The 16817-nt window shown below is 71.7% G+C and carries 17 protein-coding genes; 8 read left to right on the top strand and 9 right to left on the bottom strand.

Annotated features, from left to right (window positions below; translation table 11 throughout):
• Window positions 1-6: 6 nt before the first annotated feature.
• Entirely contained in the window at window positions 7-408 is a 402-nt protein-coding gene (locus OG589_RS31895) for a hypothetical protein (protein WP_405141710.1), read from the bottom strand.
• A gap of 190 nt (window positions 409-598) precedes the next feature.
• Here OG589_RS31895 and OG589_RS31890 point away from each other — a divergent pair, with 190 nt between their 5' ends.
• Window positions 599-1294: a DUF1707 domain-containing protein gene (locus tag OG589_RS31890; RefSeq protein ID WP_405141709.1), complete on the top strand. Its 696-nt coding sequence runs from the start codon at window positions 599-601 to the stop codon at window positions 1292-1294.
• A 54-nt stretch (window positions 1295-1348) separates the two neighbouring features.
• Here the strand turns inward: OG589_RS31890 and glpX are convergent, their stop codons facing one another.
• Window positions 1349-2383 (bottom strand): class II fructose-bisphosphatase, encoded by a 1035-nt coding sequence (glpX, locus tag OG589_RS31885; RefSeq protein ID WP_405141707.1) that lies wholly within the window; start codon window positions 2381-2383, stop codon window positions 1349-1351.
• A 144-nt stretch (window positions 2384-2527) separates the two neighbouring features.
• On the opposite strand from glpX, the gene OG589_RS31880 reads away from it, so the two are divergent.
• Together OG589_RS31880 and OG589_RS31875 are read left to right on the top strand one after the other, a co-directional pair.
• Window positions 2528-3124: a TetR/AcrR family transcriptional regulator gene (locus tag OG589_RS31880; protein WP_405141706.1), complete on the top strand. Its 597-nt coding sequence runs from the start codon at window positions 2528-2530 to the stop codon at window positions 3122-3124.
• Between the two features lie 107 nt (window positions 3125-3231).
• Window positions 3232-3804 carry a DUF4245 domain-containing protein gene (locus OG589_RS31875; RefSeq protein ID WP_405141705.1) on the top strand — a complete coding sequence of 191 codons (573 nt, stop codon included), beginning with the start codon at window positions 3232-3234 and terminating at the stop codon, window positions 3802-3804.
• A gap of 7 nt (window positions 3805-3811) precedes the next feature.
• Here the strand turns inward: OG589_RS31875 and OG589_RS31870 are convergent, their stop codons facing one another.
• Genes OG589_RS31870 through OG589_RS31860 form a run of 3 tightly spaced genes read right to left on the bottom strand, consistent with a single transcriptional unit; the run spans window position 3812 to window position 6331 of the window.
• Window positions 3812-4051: an exodeoxyribonuclease VII small subunit gene (locus OG589_RS31870; protein WP_405141704.1), complete on the bottom strand. Its 240-nt coding sequence runs from the start codon at window positions 4049-4051 to the stop codon at window positions 3812-3814.
• Between the two features lie 37 nt (window positions 4052-4088).
• The gene (gene xseA / locus OG589_RS31865) at window positions 4089-5300 is read right to left on the bottom strand and encodes an exodeoxyribonuclease VII large subunit (protein ID WP_405141703.1); all 1212 of its coding nucleotides are present in this window, start codon (window positions 5298-5300) and stop codon (window positions 4089-4091) included.
• A gap of 26 nt (window positions 5301-5326) precedes the next feature.
• Window positions 5327-6331 (bottom strand): hypothetical protein, encoded by a 1005-nt coding sequence (locus OG589_RS31860; RefSeq protein ID WP_405141702.1) that lies wholly within the window; start codon window positions 6329-6331, stop codon window positions 5327-5329.
• Between the two features lie 187 nt (window positions 6332-6518).
• Here OG589_RS31860 and OG589_RS31855 point away from each other — a divergent pair, with 187 nt between their 5' ends.
• Window positions 6519-7490, top strand: a complete 972-nt coding sequence (locus tag OG589_RS31855) for a 4-hydroxy-3-methylbut-2-enyl diphosphate reductase (protein ID WP_405141700.1) — start codon at window positions 6519-6521, stop codon at window positions 7488-7490.
• Between the two features lie 11 nt (window positions 7491-7501).
• Here the strand turns inward: OG589_RS31855 and OG589_RS31850 are convergent, their stop codons facing one another.
• The 4 genes from OG589_RS31850 to rmuC all read right to left on the bottom strand — a co-directional run bounded on the left by OG589_RS31850 (window position 7502) and on the right by rmuC (window position 10827).
• A complete protein-coding gene (locus OG589_RS31850; protein WP_405141699.1) occupies window positions 7502-8113 on the bottom strand; it encodes a hypothetical protein in 612 nt (203 codons plus the stop codon).
• 67 nt (window positions 8114-8180) lie between these two features.
• Window positions 8181-8816, bottom strand: a complete 636-nt coding sequence (locus OG589_RS31845; protein ID WP_405141697.1) for a bifunctional 4-hydroxy-2-oxoglutarate aldolase/2-dehydro-3-deoxy-phosphogluconate aldolase — start codon at window positions 8814-8816, stop codon at window positions 8181-8183.
• Between the two features lie 71 nt (window positions 8817-8887).
• Complete coding sequence (locus tag OG589_RS31840) at window positions 8888-9358, bottom strand: DUF6542 domain-containing protein (protein WP_405141696.1); 471 nt, start codon at window positions 9356-9358, stop codon at window positions 8888-8890.
• 104 nt (window positions 9359-9462) lie between these two features.
• On the bottom strand, window positions 9463-10827 hold the full coding sequence (gene rmuC, locus OG589_RS31835) for a DNA recombination protein RmuC (RefSeq protein WP_405141695.1): 1365 nt from the start codon (window positions 10825-10827) through the stop codon (window positions 9463-9465).
• An 83-nt stretch (window positions 10828-10910) separates the two neighbouring features.
• Between rmuC and ychF the strand changes: the two genes are divergently transcribed.
• The 4 genes from ychF to OG589_RS31815 all read left to right on the top strand — a co-directional run bounded on the left by ychF (window position 10911) and on the right by OG589_RS31815 (window position 16800).
• Window positions 10911-11987 (top strand): redox-regulated ATPase YchF, encoded by a 1077-nt coding sequence (gene ychF, locus OG589_RS31830; protein ID WP_405141694.1) that lies wholly within the window; start codon window positions 10911-10913, stop codon window positions 11985-11987.
• Between the two features lie 770 nt (window positions 11988-12757).
• Window positions 12758-13684 carry a conjugal transfer protein gene (locus OG589_RS31825; protein ID WP_405141693.1) on the top strand — a complete coding sequence of 309 codons (927 nt, stop codon included), beginning with the start codon at window positions 12758-12760 and terminating at the stop codon, window positions 13682-13684.
• A gap of 99 nt (window positions 13685-13783) precedes the next feature.
• Complete coding sequence (locus OG589_RS31820) at window positions 13784-14071, top strand: hypothetical protein (RefSeq protein WP_405141692.1); 288 nt, start codon at window positions 13784-13786, stop codon at window positions 14069-14071.
• 38 nt (window positions 14072-14109) lie between these two features.
• Window positions 14110-16800 (top strand): TcpE family conjugal transfer membrane protein, encoded by a 2691-nt coding sequence (locus OG589_RS31815; RefSeq protein ID WP_405141690.1) that lies wholly within the window; start codon window positions 14110-14112, stop codon window positions 16798-16800.
• Window positions 16801-16817: the final 17 nt, after the last annotated feature.

The raw sequence follows: 16817 nt of genomic DNA, 5'->3' as shown, positions 1-16817 counted from the left end.
GGAGGGCTAGGGCCAGACTCTCTCACCGGTCGGGGTGTCCGGGGACGGTGACAGGCGCACCGCCCTGGTGTCCTGCACGGTGAAGGCGTGCACCACGTGGCGGTTGTGGACCAGGAAGCCGATGACCCCCGCGACGGCCTGCCCGCCCCCCGCGGCGTTCGCGTGGCCGGTCAGAAGGTAGATGCGAGGAGCCGACAGCTTGTCGAGCAGGAACCGGCGGCCGTGGCGGTGGACGTCCTGGAGGGCCTTGACCGGGATCGGCTGGTCGGAGGTGAACCACACTGCGACGTCCCAGACGGGCAGATCGGGGTCAGGGTCGGCCGACTCCTCATAGCAGCTGACGCAGCCGTGACGGGCGTCCTGCCCGTGGGGGCACGCCCAGAAAGCGGCATCGTCCCGGTAGCTCACGCGGTCGGCTCCTCCTCGCACAGGTCGGCGATCATCGCGGCGGCCTCCGGTGAAGCGGGGCAGCCGTAACGGCCGAGTCAGATAATTCTGACGGATCTTCTGTCCTGATGTGCTTCGTACCTGGTGGTATTCCGCCAAGTCATGGCGGTAGGGGTATGTCACGGGTCATCCCGCGAGTTAGTGTCGAGGCGTGGAAGCCCGACGCGGAGCGCCTTACGACCGCTGGAACGACCGCTGGAACCGGCAGGGAGCGCCGGTCCTCAGGCAGTTCCTGGCCGGCGTGCTCAACGGCGTGGCGTCCGACCGGCAGGGCCCGGCACCGCAGGAGCTGAGGGCGTCCGACTCCGATCGTGAGCGCGTGGTCACCGTGCTGGGCGACGCCCTGGCGGACGGCAGGCTCACCCAGGAAGAGCACGAAGAGCGCGTCGAGGCCGTCTACAGCGCCCGCACCCTCGGCGAGCTGGTCTCCGTCACCGCCGACCTGCTGCCCGAGCACCTCCAGCCGCTGCGCGCCGACGGGCGGCCGGTCATGGCGCTGTTCCGCTCGGAGCAGCGCGCGGGCCGCTGGGTGGTGCCCTCGAACTACTCGGTCACGGCCGTCGGCACCGGCGTCACGCTCGACCTGCGCGACGCGCTGCTCCAGAGCAGCCACATCACCGTGCAGGCCACCGTCGTGGGCGCGACGCTCACCCTGATCGTCCCGGAGGGCGTTCGCGTGGACATCCCCGCGTCGGCCGTCCTCGGAGGGAAGAAGAACAAGGTGCCGGACTTCGCCCCTCCCGACGCACCCGTGATCGAGATCACCGGCATGATCATGATGGGCAACGTCGTGGCGAAGGTCCCGAAGCCGCCGAGGCGCGGCTGGGCCCGCCGCCGCAGGCCCTGAGCGAGGCAGGTCCGCCCACAGGGCCGTCGTCCGCTTCGAGTCGCCGTCCGCGGTTCAGGTCGCGGTGTCGAAGTTGATCGCGCTGTAGGCCCGCAGCTTCCACAGCTGGTGCTCGCTCTCCACCTTGCGCACGGTGCCGGAACGGCCGCGCATGACCAGCGAGTGGGTGACCGCCGCCCCGCTGCGATAGCGGACGCCGCCCATCAGCTCGCCGTCGGTGATGCCCGAGGCGGCGAAGAACACGTCGTCGGAGGTCACCAGGTCGTCGGTGGTCAGCACGCGGTCGAGGTCGTGCCCGGCGTCCAGCGCGCGGCGGCGCTCGTCGTCGTCGCGCGGCCACAGCTTGCCCTGGATCACGCCTCCCAGGCACTTCAGGGCGCAGGCCGCGATGATGCCCTCGGGGGTGCCGCCGATGCCGAGCATGAGGTCGACGCCGGTGTCGGGGCGGGCCGCCATGATCGCGCCGGCCACGTCTCCGTCGGTGATGAACTTGATGCGCGCCCCCGTCTCGCGGATCTCCTTGACGAGCCGCTCGTGGCGGGGCCGGTCGAGGACGACCACCATGACGTCGGACGGCGAGCATCCCTTGGCGCGGGCGACGGCGGCGATGTTCGCGGCCACGGGAGCGTCGATGTCCACCGCGTCCGCCGCCTCGGGGCCGGTCGCCAGCTTGTCCATGTAGAAGACCGCCGAGGGGTCGTACATCGCGCCGCGCGGGCTCACCGCGATCACGGAGATGGCGTTGGACATGCCGAGCGCGGTCAGCCGGGTGCCGTCGATCGGGTCCACGGCCACGTCGCACTCGGCGCCGCTGCCGTCGCCGACGCGCTCGCCGTTGTAGAGCATCGGGGCGTTGTCCTTCTCGCCCTCGCCGATCACCACGACGCCGTCCATCGACACCGTGTTGATCAGTTGGCGCATGGCGTTGACCGCCGAGCCGTCGGCGCCGTTCTTGTCGCCCCGGCCCACCCACCGCGCCGCGGCCATCGCCGCCGCCTCGGTGACGCGGACCAGCTCAAGGGCCAGGTTTCGATCGGGCGCGCGCTCTTCTGTGGCCAGCGCGGGCGGTACGGACGTCTGCTCCGACATGATTACAAGCCCCTCTATATCGTGCGATCGGCGACCGGGACGCCCTGTACTGGACCTACCAGGTTCCCCGCTTTCTAATCCAGCCGACTCCAACGATCGTAGTTGTCTCACTTCCGCGGCCGACGGAGGGATACTGTCACCTGCATGAGCAGCGACACGGAACGACCGGTGACTGTGCGCACCTCGGAACGCGGCGCCGCCACGCGCGGTGCCCTCTTGGACGCCGCCAGGGAGACATTCGTCACAAGCGGCTTCGCCGAGGCCGGGGTCACCGACGTCGTCTCCCGTGCGGGGGCCAGCGTCGGCAGCCTCTACCACCATTTCTCGGGCAAGGCCGACCTCTACCTCACGCTCTTCGACGAGTTCCAGAACCGCCAGACCCAGCGCACCAAGCAGGCCGTGCAGGCGGCGCGCGCCGAGGGCGAGTCCGACCCGATGCGCCTGTTCATCGCCGGTGCCCGCGCGTACCTCGAAGGGTGCTTCGACGAGCGCGAGCTCGCCGCGCTGTTCCTGCGCGGAGACGGGCCCCCCGGCTTCGAGGTGATCATGCGCGACCGCATGCGCCAGTGGGCGCGGCGCAACGCCGCCCTGTTCGAGGACGACAGGGGAGCCCTGGTCGTGGTCGTCACGGGCGCGCTGGCCGCCGCCGTGTCCGAGGTGACGCTGTCGGACGACGTGCACGCCTCCAGGAGGCTCGCCGAGGACGTCCTGACGATCATCGGCCAGATCCGGCGCCCCTAACTCGGCCTCCGTGGAGTGGCCGCCCGCGTGCGCCCGGCCGTACGGGCCATCGCGGGTGGCGGGTGCGCGTCCCAGGCCGCCGCCCCCGGCCGGTATTGTCGCTGGTTGTGCGTCGATTCACCGAAGGCTTCTACGGATACGCGTTCGCCGTGCTCTTCTGCCTGGCGCTCGTCGGAGTCTTCCTGCTGATCGCTCCGCAGAGCCGCGAAGAGCACATCCCGAGGGTCGACTACTCGATCACCCTGGCGAACCTGCGCCGCGTCGCGCCGTACGAGGTGCGGGTGCCCGAGCCCGTCCCCGCGAACTGGGTGCCGAACAGCTCCACCGTCGAGGAGAAGCCCTACGTCACCTGGCGGCTGGGATTCGCGACGGCCAAGCGCTCGCACGCCTTGCTGGCCCAGAGCGGCCAGCCCGGCCAGGAGTTCGCCAACCGCATCGCCAACAGCGACAAGGTCACCGGCACCCGGCAGATCAACGGGCAGACCTGGCAGGAACGTTTCCGCCCGGACAAGAAACAGCGCTCGCTGGTCAGCTTCCAGCCCGGCGTCACGATCGTGGTCACCGGCCTCGCCGACTGGGACGAGCTCACGCAGCTCGCCGGGTCGCTGAAGGCCCAGCCCAGGGGGAGCTCCACGATCGAGCCCACCCAGACCTCGACGCCGAGCCCCATCCCGTCCTGAAAGGCCGCTAGAAGGGGGCGTTCTCCGGCTCGGCGCCCGGCTCCTCGCGGCGGGCCATCGCCGCCGCCAGCCTGACCCGGGCTCCCTGCAGCCACTCCTCGCAGATGGCGGCGAGCTTCTCGCCACGCTCCCAGAGCTCGATCGACTGCTCCAGGGTGAGGCCGCCCGTCTCCAGGCGCCGAACCACCTCGGTCAGCTCCTCGCGGGCCTGCTCGTACGACGGGGTCTCAGCTTTCTCCTCAGCCACGTCACCCACCTTATGGGCAGCCACGGCGTCCGCCCCCTCAGGCCGAGGGCTTCGCCACCGTGACGTCGACGCGGTCGTCGGAGAAGCGCACGCTCAGCTCCTCGCCGGCGCTCAAGCTCGACGCCAGGCGCACGACCTCGCCGGAGGGAAGCTGCACGATGGCGTAGCCGCGTTCGAGGGTGGCGGCGGGTGACAGCGTGACCAGGCGGGCCCGCAGGTGCTCCAGGGAGTCCTCCGCGCGGTCCAGCGACGAGGTCAGGCAGCGGCGTGCCCGGTCGCGAAGGCTCTCGGCCTGCTCCGCCCGGCGCTCGATCTCGCGGACGGGGTCGGCCAGCGAGGGCCGGGAGCGTACCGCCGCCACCCAGGAGGCCTCGCGGTCGAGCCGGCCGACCACCACGCGCCGCCCCCGGTCGCGCAGCTGGCGCACCAGGACGAGCTGCTCGCCGACGTCGGGGACGACCTTCTTCGCCGCGTCCGTCGGCGTCGAGGCGCGGACGTCGGCCACCAGGTCGAGCAGCGGGTTGTCCTGCTCGTGGCCGATGGCGCTGACCACCGGCGTACGGCAGGCCGAGACGGCGCGCACCAGCGACTCGTCGGAGAACGGCAGCAGGTCCTCCAGGGAGCCGCCGCCCCGGGCGATGATGATCACGTCGATCTCGCGGTCGGTGTCGAGCCTGTGGAGGGCGTCGGTGACCTCGCCGACGGCGTACGGCCCCTGGACGGCGACGGTCTCGACCTTGAACCGCACGGCGGGCCAGCGGCGGCGGGCGTTCTCCAGGACGTCGCGCTCAGCGGCCGAGTCGCGCCCGCAGATCAGGCCGATCGTGCCCGGCAGGAACGGCAGCCGGCGCTTGCGATCGGCGTTGCCGAGGCCCTCGGCGACGATGATCTGGCGCAGCCGCTCCAGCCTGGCCAGCAGCTCGCCGATGCCCACCGGGCGGATCTCGAGGGCCGTGAACGCGAAGGAGCCTCTGTTCACCCAGAAGTCCGGCTTGACCAGCACGACCACTCGGGCGCCGTCCACCGGGCGGGGCACCGTCGCCTCGTACACGTTGCGGGGGCAGGTGACGCGGGCGGACACGTTGGCGACCGGATCGCGCAGCGTGAGGAACACCGTGCCGCCGCGGGAGGACAGGTCGGTGATCTGCCCCTCGGCCCAGACGGTGCCGAGCTTGCCGATCCACTGCGCCACCATCTGCAACACCGAGCGGATGGGCAGTGGCTGCTCCGGTGAGGTCTTGGCCGTCATGCGGGCAGCCTACAAACCATCCGGGGCTATTCCCCTGCTTCGAGCTTGGCGAGGCGCTTGGCGTACATCTGGACGATGTCGTCCCTGTCCGAGGTCTTCCGCTCGTACTCGATGAGCGACCTGATCTGGTCGGCGGACTTGCCCCGCAGCCGGGCGCGCAGCGACGCCATGGTGAGGTCGGAGTAGCCGGGGAGGGGCTCGGCGAGCGTCGAGGTCGTGCCGGCGGGGGAGGACGCGGGGCCCGCTGACGGCGTGGACGGCGTGGACGGCGTGGACGGCGTGGTCGCGGCGGCGGGGATCTGCGGCGCGGTCGCAGCCTCGGGCGCGGTGCCGTTGCGGGCGGCGTCGGCCGGCTTGCCCGTCGCGGCCCTGGGCTTCCTCGTACGGGGCTTCGGCTCGGCGGTGGCCGCCTTGGCCTTGGCCGTCGCGGAGGCGGCCTTGGGCTTCGCTACCGGCTCCGCCTTGGGCTTGGGCTTGGCCACCGGCTCGGCCTCGGCCTTCGGCGCGGCGGCGGCTTCCGGCTTCGCGGCCGGGGCGGCTTCGGGCTTCGTCGTGGCCTCGGGCTTCGCGGCCGGAGCGGCTTCGGGCTTCGTCGTGGCCTCGGGCTTCGCGGCCGGGGCGGCCTCGGGGGTCGCGGCGGGCGCGGGCCTCAGCTGGGGGGCCGGAGCCGTGGGCGGGACGGTCACGGTGGACTCGGCCTTCGGCGTGGACCCGTTCAGGCTGTCAGCCGGTGTGCTCGGACGGGGGGCGAAGATGACCGGCTCGCGCCTGGCGGGCTTCTCCTCGCGCTCCCCGGCCACGACGGGCGACGCCGGGCCACCGGCCGCCCGCACCTCGGAGGCCGCCCTGTCGTCCTCGCTCAGCAGCCGCTTGATGCCCGTGCGGATGCGGTCGCCCAGCATCAGGGCCTGGCCGACCCCGGTGAGCGCGGTCTGCAGCACGTTGAGGGGCAGGTCCTTGGCCTTCTCCTTCAACTCGCGCGGATGGGTGACGGTCTTGGCTATGGTGCGGACGATGTCGGTCACTGACATGCCGGCTCCCTAGAGGGTCTGATATTGGACGACCAGTCTCGCCGGACTGTGCCGCATGAGGACAAGGGGAGGACGGACAGGGCCGTCGCACACTCCCTCAAGCATAGGAAACCAGATAAACGGTGCGTGTTTACGGATGCCGAGCATGAGGCTGGCAAGGAATCCACGAGCGCATAGCATTGAGGACATGATTCCGGAGACCTCCACGCCCCGTCGTGTCCTGGTGGCCAAGCCGCGCGGTTACTGCGCGGGCGTCGACCGCGCAGTCCAGGCGGTCGAGAAGGCTCTGGAGCGGTACGGCGCGCCAATCTACGTCCGCAAGCAGATCGTCCACAACACCCACGTCGTCAAGACGCTGGAGGAGCGTGGCGCGATCTTCGTCGAGGAGACCGACGAGGTGCCCGAGGGCGCGATCGTCGTCTTCTCCGCCCACGGCGTCGCCCCCGCCGTCCACGACGAGGCCGCCCGGCGGTCGCTGAAGACCATCGACGCCACCTGCCCGCTGGTCACCAAGGTGCACAACGAGGCCAAGCGGTTCGCCGCCAGCGACTACGACATCCTGCTCATCGGCCACGAGGGCCACGAGGAGGTCGAGGGCACCGCGGGCGAGGCCCCCGACAACATCCAGCTCGTCGACGGTCTCGACGGAGTCGACGGCGTCCAGGTGCGCGACCCCGAGCGGCTCGTCTGGCTCTCCCAGACCACGCTGTCGGTCGACGAGACCAACGAGACGGTCACCCGGCTCAAGGAGCGCTTCCCCAACCTCATCGACCCCCCGAGCGACGACATCTGCTACGCCACGCAGAACCGCCAGATCGCGGTCAAGGAGATCGCCCGCGAGTCGCAGCTGGTCATCGTCGTCGGCTCCACCAACTCCTCGAACTCCAAGCGCCTCGTCGAGGTCGCGAAGGACGCCGGGGCCGACGCCTCCTACCTCGTGGACAACGCCTCCTTCATCAAGGACGAGTGGCTCGACGGCGTGACCACGGTGGGCGTGACCAGCGGCGCCTCGGTGCCCGAGGAGCTCGTCGAGGCGGTGCTGGCCCGTCTGGCCGGGCACGGCTTCGGTGACGTCGAGGAGGTCGAGTCGGTCGCCGAGAGCGTCCGCTTCGCCCTGCCCCACGAGCTCCGCCGCGACCTCCGAGCCGCCACCCGCTGACCCCGCGAAGGTCAGCCGCTCGTGCGCCACGGGCCCGCCTCGGGGCCGGTGTCGATGACCGCGTCGGCGCGGGCCCGCACGTCGTCGGCGGCGAAGTAGGCCCGTTCCTGGCGTGCCCAGCGCTCCCAGTGCGGGCGGTAGGCCTCGCCGTCCCGGCTGAGCGCCCTCGCCTTCCGCACGGCGAGCGGCGCCTCGGTCCAGACCAGGAACGACAGGTACGGCGCCGTGGCCACCGCTCCGGCTCCGACCCCCTCGACGATCACGACGTCCGAGGGGGGCAGCTCGCGCCACTCGGCGTACGCCCCGAGCGTCCAGTCGTAGCGCCGCCAGCGGGCGGGCGTCCCTCCGGCCAGCGGGCGCAGGATCCACTCCACGAGCCGGTCGACGCCGCCCCGCAGGCCGTCCCAGCCGGGGTAGAGGTCGTCCATGTGCACCAGGGCGGCCTCCAGTTCGACCGCGAGCGCGCCGCCCAGCGTCGTCTTGCCGGACCCGGAAGGCCCGTCCACGGCGATCACCCGCGCCCGCTCGGCGCGCAGCCGTACGGCCACCTCGGCCACGCACGCGGACGCCTGGCCCGCGCGGCCGTCCGGAACCTGGGGAGTCGCGGGGGTCTCGGCGGTCACGGGGTCGCCTGAGCAGCGGGGGTCGAGGCGGTCACGGTGGTCACGGGGGTCGCCTGAGTTGCGGGGGTCACGGCAGGGCTTCGCCGTACGGCAGGGACCGGCGGAAGCGCCTGGCCCGCTCGCGCAGCGCCGCGGGGTCGCCGCCGTCGGCCGCGTCGCCGATGAGCGGGGAGCCGACGCCGACGGCCACCGCCCCCGCGTCGAGGTAGGCCCCCACCTGGTCGGCCCGCACGCCCCCCACCGGGATCAGCGGCACGCGGGGGAAGGGCTCACGCAGCCGGGCGATGTAGGAAGGGCCGTGCGCCGAGGCGGGGAAGACCTTGACCGCGGTCGCGCCCGCCTCCGAGGCCGCCCACACCTCGGTCGGCGTCAACGCCCCGATCAGGGTCGGGATGCCGAGCTCGACGCCGCGCGCCGCGCCCTCGCACATGGCCGGGGTCACCAGGAACCGCGCGCCCGCCTCCCGCGCGCCGTCGGCATCGGCCCGCGTCAGGACCGTCCCCGACCCTAGGACGACCCGGTCACCGAGCGCCGCGTGGATCCTGCCGACGACCGCGAGTGAGTCGGTGCCGGTGAGCGAGACCTCCATCACGTCGACGCCCTCCTCCGCGAGCACGCAGGCGGTACGGAACGACGCCTCGGGATCGCCGCCCCGGATGATCGCCAGCAGGTGTTTCTTCCAGAGCAGGCTCAGCAACTGCATGTTTCGGCTCCACGCTCGGTTCGCGGACGGCACGGCAAGATCGAGGGGGGATCGGCGGCCTGACGCGGGGGTCAGTCGTTCTGCTCCCTCGGGGATCCGTACACGCGAGGCTCGAAGTAGCCCTCGGGCTCAGGAGCGAAGGCCTGGTCGTCGCCCGGCTGCTTTCGCTTGGAGGCGGCGGCGGGACGGCTCGCGCGAAGGTCGGCGCGGAGCTCGCTGACGTTCGCGGGAAGGCCGCGGAACCACGCGGCGGCGAGCACCAGCGCCGCGCCTCCGAACAGCCAGGGCGCCGCCGCCGACAGCTTCGTGACCAGGCCGAGGCCCAGCGCCTGCACTATCGACGGTGCCCCGAACGCGCCGAGGACGGCGCTGATGAAGGTGGCGACGAAGAAGATCAGAGGGGGCGTCACCACGAGGGACAGCAGATCGCGTGGTTGGACGAGGAAGACGGCGGCCAGGCAGGCGACGGAGAAGACGAGGCCGACGATCACCGTCGACCCGGTCACCTCCGACAGGAGCGTGATCACGAAAATGAGCGCCATGGCACCCCGGGCGGTCAGCCTGACGCCCGGTCGCGCTTGCTCCTTTGTCACCACTGTCGCCCCCTCCGAGCCTGGTCGGCGGCCTCGCGGCCGGCAGGCTGGCCCTACGACAAGTCTTGCGCCAACTTACCGTTCAGAGGCGGGGCCGGGAACGGGCTTGCCGTCTCTTCACCGTGGGGTTGCGGGGTCTCTGCCCCCGCCTGTCCGAGCGGCTCCCGATCGAGGTCCTCGCCGACCAGTTCGGGCATGGAAGGTCGCCTGGGCAGGTCCTCGACGAGGTCCGGCTGGGGGAGCGGCCCGTCCACCAGGCCGAGGTCGTTCAGCTTGCGGGCGCTCACCAGCACGCGGCTCTCCAGCGAGCCGACCGTCTTGTTGTACGCCACGACCGCCCGGCTCAGCGCCTTACCCACCGCGTCGACGTTGCGGCCCATGGCGCCGAGCCGCTCGTACAGCTCCTTGCCGAGGTCGAAGACCGCGCGGGCGTTCTCGCTCAGCGCCTCCTGCTGCCAGGCGTACTGGGCGGTGCGCAGCATGGTGATCAGCGTGGTCGGGGTGGCGATGTGGACCCGCTTGTTCATGGCGTACTCGAGCAGGCCCGGGTCGCGCTCCAGCGCGGGGGCCAGGAACGCCTCCCCGGGGATGAACAGCACGACGAACTCGGGGGCCGGGCTGAACGCCTGCCAGTACGCCTTGGCGGCCAGCCTGTCGACGTGGTCGCGCACGTGGCGGGCGTGGGCGTCGAGCCGCACCTCCTGCATGTCGCTCTCGCCGGCCTCCGCGGCCTCCAGGTAGGCCGCGAGCGACACCTTGGAGTCCACGATGATGTTCTTGCCGCCCGCGAGGCGGACCACCATGTCGGGCCGTACGACCCCGTCGGAGGTCACCGCGCTCGCCTGCTCGTCGAAGTCGCAGAACCTCGCCATGCCGGCGATCTCGGCGACCCTGCGGAGCTGCAGCTCTCCCCAGCGCCCGCGCGCCTCCGGCCGCCGCAGTGCCCTGACCAGGGCGGTCGTCTGGGTCTTGAGCTGCTCGGAGCTGTGCCGCACGAACTCCATCTGCTTGCCCAGCTCGGCCTGGGCGACGCGGTTGCCCGTCTCGCTGTCGCGAAGCTGGTCCTGCACCTTGGCCAGGGTCTCTCTCAGCGGGGCGACGAGGTTCTCGACGGCCTGCCTGCGCTGCTCCAGGTCGCCCGCGGCGTCGGCGCGCGAGGCGGCGAACCGGCTCTCGGCCAGTTCGAGGAAGCGCAGGTTGTTGACGTCCAGGGCCCGTGTGGACAGCGACTGGAAGTGCCGGGTCATCTGCTCCTCGACGTAGGCGACCTTGTCCTCGGATGCCTGGGCCCTCGCCTCGGCCAGCGCGACCCTGCCCTCGGCCTCGGATGCCCGGGCCGTCGCCCGGGACCGGCCGAGGACGAAGCCGATGACCAGCCCCGCGGCCAGCCCCACGGCGAGTTGGAAGGCGAGTGCCATGACGTCCACCTCCCGCATGATTCCAGTCGCGCGGCCCCCGCGCGTGTCCGGCGTACAGCCGGGGCACCGTAAACTCGGCGAACGTGAGCCTGAGCATCGGCATCGTCGGCCTGCCCAACGTCGGCAAGTCCACGCTTTTCAACGCGTTGACCAAGAGCGGCAACGCTCTCGCGGCGAACTACCCGTTCGCCACCATCGAGCCCAACGTGGGGATCGTCGGCGTGCCCGACTCCCGGCTGGGCAAGCTGGCCGAGATCTTCGGTTCCGCCAAGATCCTCCCGGCGAAGGTCGAGTTCGTCGACATCGCGGGCCTGGTCAAGGGCGCCTCCGAGGGGCAGGGGCGGGGCAACCAGTTCCTGGCCAACATCCGTGAGACCGACGCGATCTGCCAGGTGATCCGGGTGTTCACCGACCCCGACGTCACCCACGTCGACGGCGAGATCTCCCCCCGGCGCGACATCGAGACGATCAACACCGAGCTCATACTCGCCGACCTCCAGACGATCGAGAAGGCCCTGCCGAGGCTCGCCAAGGAGTCGAAGTTCAACAAGGACCGCAAGGGCGTCCTCGAAGCGGCGGAGGCCGCCTCCAAGATCCTCGACGGCGGCACCACCCTCTACGCCTCGGGCGTGGACCTCGCCGACCTGCGCGAGCTGCACCTGCTGACGGCCAAGCCGTTCCTGTACGTCTTCAACCTCGACGCGGACGAGCTCACCGACGAGGCCCTGCGCGCCCGGCTGTCGGAGCTGGTGGCCCCGGCCGAGGCGGTGTTCCTGGACGCGAAGATCGAGTCCGAGCTGGTCGAGCTGCCGGACGACGAGGCGCTGGAGCTGCTCCAGTCGGTCGGCCAGGAGGAGTCCGGCCTGACCCAGCTCGCCCGCGTGGGCTTCGAGACCCTGGGCCTGCAGACCTACCTCACGGCCGGTCCCAAGGAGAGCAGGGCCTGGACCATCCGCAAGGGCGCCACGGCCCCGGAGGCGGCGGGCGTCATCCACACCGACTTCCAGCGCGGCTTCATCAAGGCCGAGGTCACCTCCTTCGCCGACCTGGTCGAGGCAGGGTCGCTGGCCGCGGCGAGGTCCGCGGGCAAGGCCCGCATCGAGGGCAAGGACTACGTGATGCGCGACGGCGACGTCGTGGAGTTCCGCTTCAACGTCTGACCGTCTTCGGCACGTACGACCGCCTCCGGCGCGCCACTGCCGCGCCGGAGAGGCCGTCACCAAACGCGCTCGCCGGTGCGTGACCCTGGGACCTGCGGATAGCAATGCCTGGCTGTCAGGTAATCGAGCGGGGCTTCCCGCCGCGCGTAATCTCCAGTGTTTGGGTCGGTTGTGTGCCCCGCCGGGGTCGACGGCCGTTGACGTGGCCGCCGTGCGCCGACTCGCACGAGCAGCCTGGCGGAAGGGAGGCCGGTGCGTGCGGACGGTTCGCTGCCTCCCGGCCGAGCCCGACGCCTTCTCCACCGTTTCCACCGAGAGGCCTTCGCGGATCGGCGCGCGCGGTCCGTTCACCTGCGTGAGCAGGGATTATGCCGGCAATGCAAGTCGTTTCCCATCTGGTGCGAGCTTTGTCCGTAATGCGGATTTTCATGCGGGTGTCACTCGTGGCTCACCGGCGAACACGGGCCCTGTGTCCTGCGTGAACTCTGCGGACGCGTTCCTGAAACCGGAGGAAGACCGACTTGGTCTGCTACGTGGATGCCTGCAGCATGGGCGTGGCTTTCCTGGAACAATTGGTGGGGCGGCTAAAGTGAATACTTCACCATGGATAACAGGATCGACAGTAAGACAACAGCGCGTCAGCCGGGGGGATCGGCGCGAGCGGAGGCGTGATGGCTCGCAGGTCAAACGTCCAGCAAGGTCTGCGGACCTCTGGCGAACCCGAGCATTCCGCGTACCCTCCGTCGCCCTACGATCAAGGCCCTGAGCACATGCCGGTTCGGGGACGCAACGCACCCCGCCGCGGCGGATGGTCCGGTGGGGGCGGGCGTTGGCTGGTGTGGACGGGCAGGGCCGTGCTGTGGGCCGTGATCATCGTGATCGTCGTCAACGGCGTCCGCGCGCCCATCGAGCGCATGGCCCAGGGCAATGAGCCCACGGGCACGTCCGCGAGCCCCACGACCTCCGGGTTCCCCACGGCCGACGCCGCGGCCTTCGCCGGCCAGTTCGCGGCGGCCTATTTGAGTTTCGACGGTTCCAAGCCCGACGACAGGGCCGAGCGCCTGAAGCCTTTTCTTCCCGAAGGCGCCGAGCGCCAGTTCGGCTGGAATGGGCTCGGCCGCATGTCAGCGGGTGCGTACCAGTTCTCCGGCATCGAGGTCACTGACGCGCAAAATGCCATTGTGACCGTTTTCGCCCAATCCGGTGCGCAACGCTGGAAGCTTTCCGTGCCGGTTTACTACTCCGACGGCAAGTTCGTGGTCTCCGGCCAGCCCGCCCTGCTGCCGGCCGGAGGTCCCGCCGGCCTGCCCCAGCTCCCGCAGGTGGAGCACGACGACACCGCTGAGAGCGAGCTCCGACCGCAGCTCGAAGGCTTCTTCAAGGCCTACGCCGCGGGTGACGCCACGCAGCTCCAGCGTTACGTCGCCCAAGGCGTGACGCTCGACGGCTTCGACGGCAACGTCACGCTGGCCGAGCTCAAGAGCGTCAGTGCTCCCCCCGGCGGCACCAGCCGCGAGATCACCGCGGTGGTCGTGTGGGGCCTCCCCACGGGCGCCACCCCGTCGCCCGCGGCCACGAACACCGATCCGTCCGTGCAGGCGGCCGGACTGGAGCAGGCGTACCGGCTCCTCGTGGAGAAGCAGGGCGACAACTGGTACATCAAGAACATTCGCGGTGCGACCCGGTCCGCGGGGTGAGGCCGGGCGGCGATGGGAGCGAGGGAGCGGCAAAGGGAGCGCGACAACCCGGACCGGTCCGAGGACCGGCCAGCGCGACCATGAGCAGGAGGACGAAAGTTGATTCTGAAAACCATCGTGGAGCACTCGCTGGAGCTGGTGACGCCGTCGGCGCCGCCGTCCGGCGGGGTGAACACCGCGGGCCTCGCGGACTTCCTGCGGAAGTTCTTCGCGCCCCTGTTCCTTGTCGTGGTCTCCGTCGTCGCGATCTTCTTCCTCTTCACGCGGGAGATCACCAGATTCGTCCAGTTCATCATTCTGGCGGTCGCGATCGGTGTGATCTTCTATGTGCCCAACGTCATCGAGGTGACGGCCAGGGCGATCGCGGGGGCGCTCGGCATCAAGTGAGCGCCACCGGAAGGCCGTGACAGGGAGAGGAGGATCGGGTGGACCTGCCTACCTATACCAATATCTGGCGGATTGAGAAGCGGCTCTACAAGCTGTACGACCTTCGGCTGCCGATGCCGCTTCCGATCGTCTGGATCGGTGTGTTCGTGGGCGTGCTGGTCCCATGGTCGATCCTTCTGATGCTCGTCAGGATCCCCTTCGACGCGCCGTGGCACGTGCTCTACCTCGTGCCGCCCGGCATCGTGACCTGGCTGTCGACGCGGCCGGTGATCGAGAGCAAGCGGCTCAACGAGCTGCTCCAGTCCCAGGTCCGCTACCTCGGCGAGCCGAAGGCCTGGTGCCGCCTGGCGCCGGTCGACGAGCCCGACGAGATCACGTTCACCGCGCGGGTTTGGAGGTCGGCTCCGCAGGCCGCGCTCCTCGTGTCCGCCGACACCGCGAAGTCCGCCTCCCGGGCGCGGCGCGGCACCAGGGCGAAGCCCAGGCACACTGCGCCCCGGCGCAGGCCGCTGGAGGCCTGGGGCCCCGCGCGGCAGCTCCCATCCGTCAAGGCGGGCGCCCGCAGGGGCGCGGTCGTCCCCGGCGAGGTACGTCCCGCCGTGGCCGCCGCCGCGGCGGCCGTGACCACCCTGCCCACGGCCGAGCCCCCCCTCCGCGTGACCGAGACCCCGGTCCGCGCGACCGAGACTCCCGTCCGCGTGACCGAGACCCCGGTCCGCGCCGCCGAGACCCCGGTCCGCGCCGCCGAGACCCCGGTCCGCGCCGCCGAGACTCCGGTCCGCGTGACCGAGACTCCGGTTCGTGCGACCGAGACCCCGGTCCGCGCCGCCGAGGCTCCCGCCCGCGTGACCGAGGCTCCACTGCGGTTGACCGAGCGGCCACGTCTCACCTGGGGCGCCGTGGCCACCCACTCGGCCCCCGGGCTCCCGCCCGGCACGTCCTCGTCGCCCGACGCCTCCGTGCCCGCTCCCGCCCGGGCCCTCGAACCCCCAAGGCCCACCCCGGACCGCGTCACCGACATCCCGCGGCCCAAGGCCGGCCGCATCGCCGAGCTCCCGGCATCGGGGCCGGAGCAAACCCCCGACGTCCCGGCGTCGAGGTCCACCCAGGGGGGCCTGTCCGCCACGCAGGCCGGTCCGCCGGTTCAGGAGCCCGCGACCGCGGAGACCCACAGGGCCACGCAGCCTGTGGCTCCGATCGGCACCGAGGCGCTGCGCCGCCTGCGCAGGCTCGCGGCGTCCGCCGAGAGCCGCGGGCCCGCAGCGTCCGCGGAGAGTCGCGGGCCCGCGACGCCCAAGCCTCAGGCCGCCATTCCGGAGCCGGAGCTTCATACGCCACAGCTTGAATCCGCCACCCCCGAGCCCGAGGCCGCCACTCCGGAGGCTGCGGGCCACGCGACGGAGGGACATGCGGGGATCGCGGGTGTCTCGTCCGTGGGGGGCGACCCCGATGCGGAGACGGAGCTGCGCGAGCAGCACCGCAAGGGACAGCCGCCGCGCCCGGCCGCGTACACCCGGTTGCCCGAGGCTCGTACGGTCTGGCCGGTGTCCCCGTCGCGCACGCCGGAGACGCCCGTCCCTGCGGACCCGGGCCAGACCGCGCCCAAGCCCCTGACCACGGGCCCCGTCCAGTCCGTCTCCAAGCCCAAGCCGGCGGTGCCGAGGAGTCCGGTGCGGCCGGCGGCGGGTGAGCACGGGGCGCCGCCGCTGTCCATCCGGGCGGTGCCGGGGCCCGGCACGACCGCCGATCCGGCCGCGCCGTCCGTGCCCGTGCCGGTTCCCCGTACGGGCGACGAGCCGCGCGTGCGTCGCGTCGAGTCCGTCGTGGGCCGTGACCAGACCGGAGGCTGGCGGCGTCTCGCCCAGGTGGTGGTCGGGGGCGGCGGTCCGAGCCGCAACGACGGCATCGAGACCGACGAGGCGAGGGCGCGCACGGTGCTCACCGGCAGCCGCCGCATCGTCGTGCTCGGCTGCACCGGCGGCGCGGGGCAGACCACGACCACGCTGATGCTGGGCCACACCCTCGCCCGTTACCGCGAGGACCGCGTCATCGCCGTCGACGCGAACACCGGAGACCACACGCTGACCGGCCGCATCCCGGCGGACTCGCCCGAGACGCTGACCTCCCTGCTGTCAGGGCTGGACGGCGTGAGCGGCTATCTCAGCATGCGGGCGTACACCACCCGGTGCGAGTCGGGTCTGGAGGTCGTCGCCTCCGACGCCGACACCGCGGCGGCCCGCCGGCTCGCCGACCAGGGCCTCTTCTCCGACCAGCGGCTGGCGCAGGCCATGCGGGTGCTCGACCGCCACTACCGGCTGATCCTGGTGGACCCCGCCGCGGCCGTGGCGGCGCGCATGCTGCCGTACGCCGACCAGCTGATCCTGGTGGCCCCCGCCAGCGAGGACGCCCCCGACGCGGTGGCCATGACCTTCGACTGGCTCGACGGGCACGGGTCGACCGAGCTGCGCCGGCGGGCGATCATGGTGATCAACGGCGTGAGCCGGCGGAGCATGGGCGGTGTGGAGCAGGCGGAGGCCGTGGCCCGCGGCCGTTGCCGTGCGATCGTCCGCGTCCCCTGGGAGGACGAGCTGGCCCCCGGGCAGCCCGGCCACGCCCAGCTGACCCATCTCCGGGCCGGAGGCCGCAGGGCGTACGTCGCCCTCGCGGGAGTCGTGGCAAGCGGGCTGGCGGCGGCGAGCCGCCCGAGCGAGGAGGAAGTGGCCCAGTGACCAGGGAGCGTGCCCAG

Source organism: Sphaerisporangium sp. NBC_01403 (assembly GCF_045040145.1).
Classification (GTDB): Bacteria; Actinomycetota; Actinomycetes; order Streptosporangiales; family Streptosporangiaceae; genus Sphaerisporangium; species Sphaerisporangium viridialbum.
This window is presented reverse-complemented; position numbering and strand designations above follow the sequence as displayed.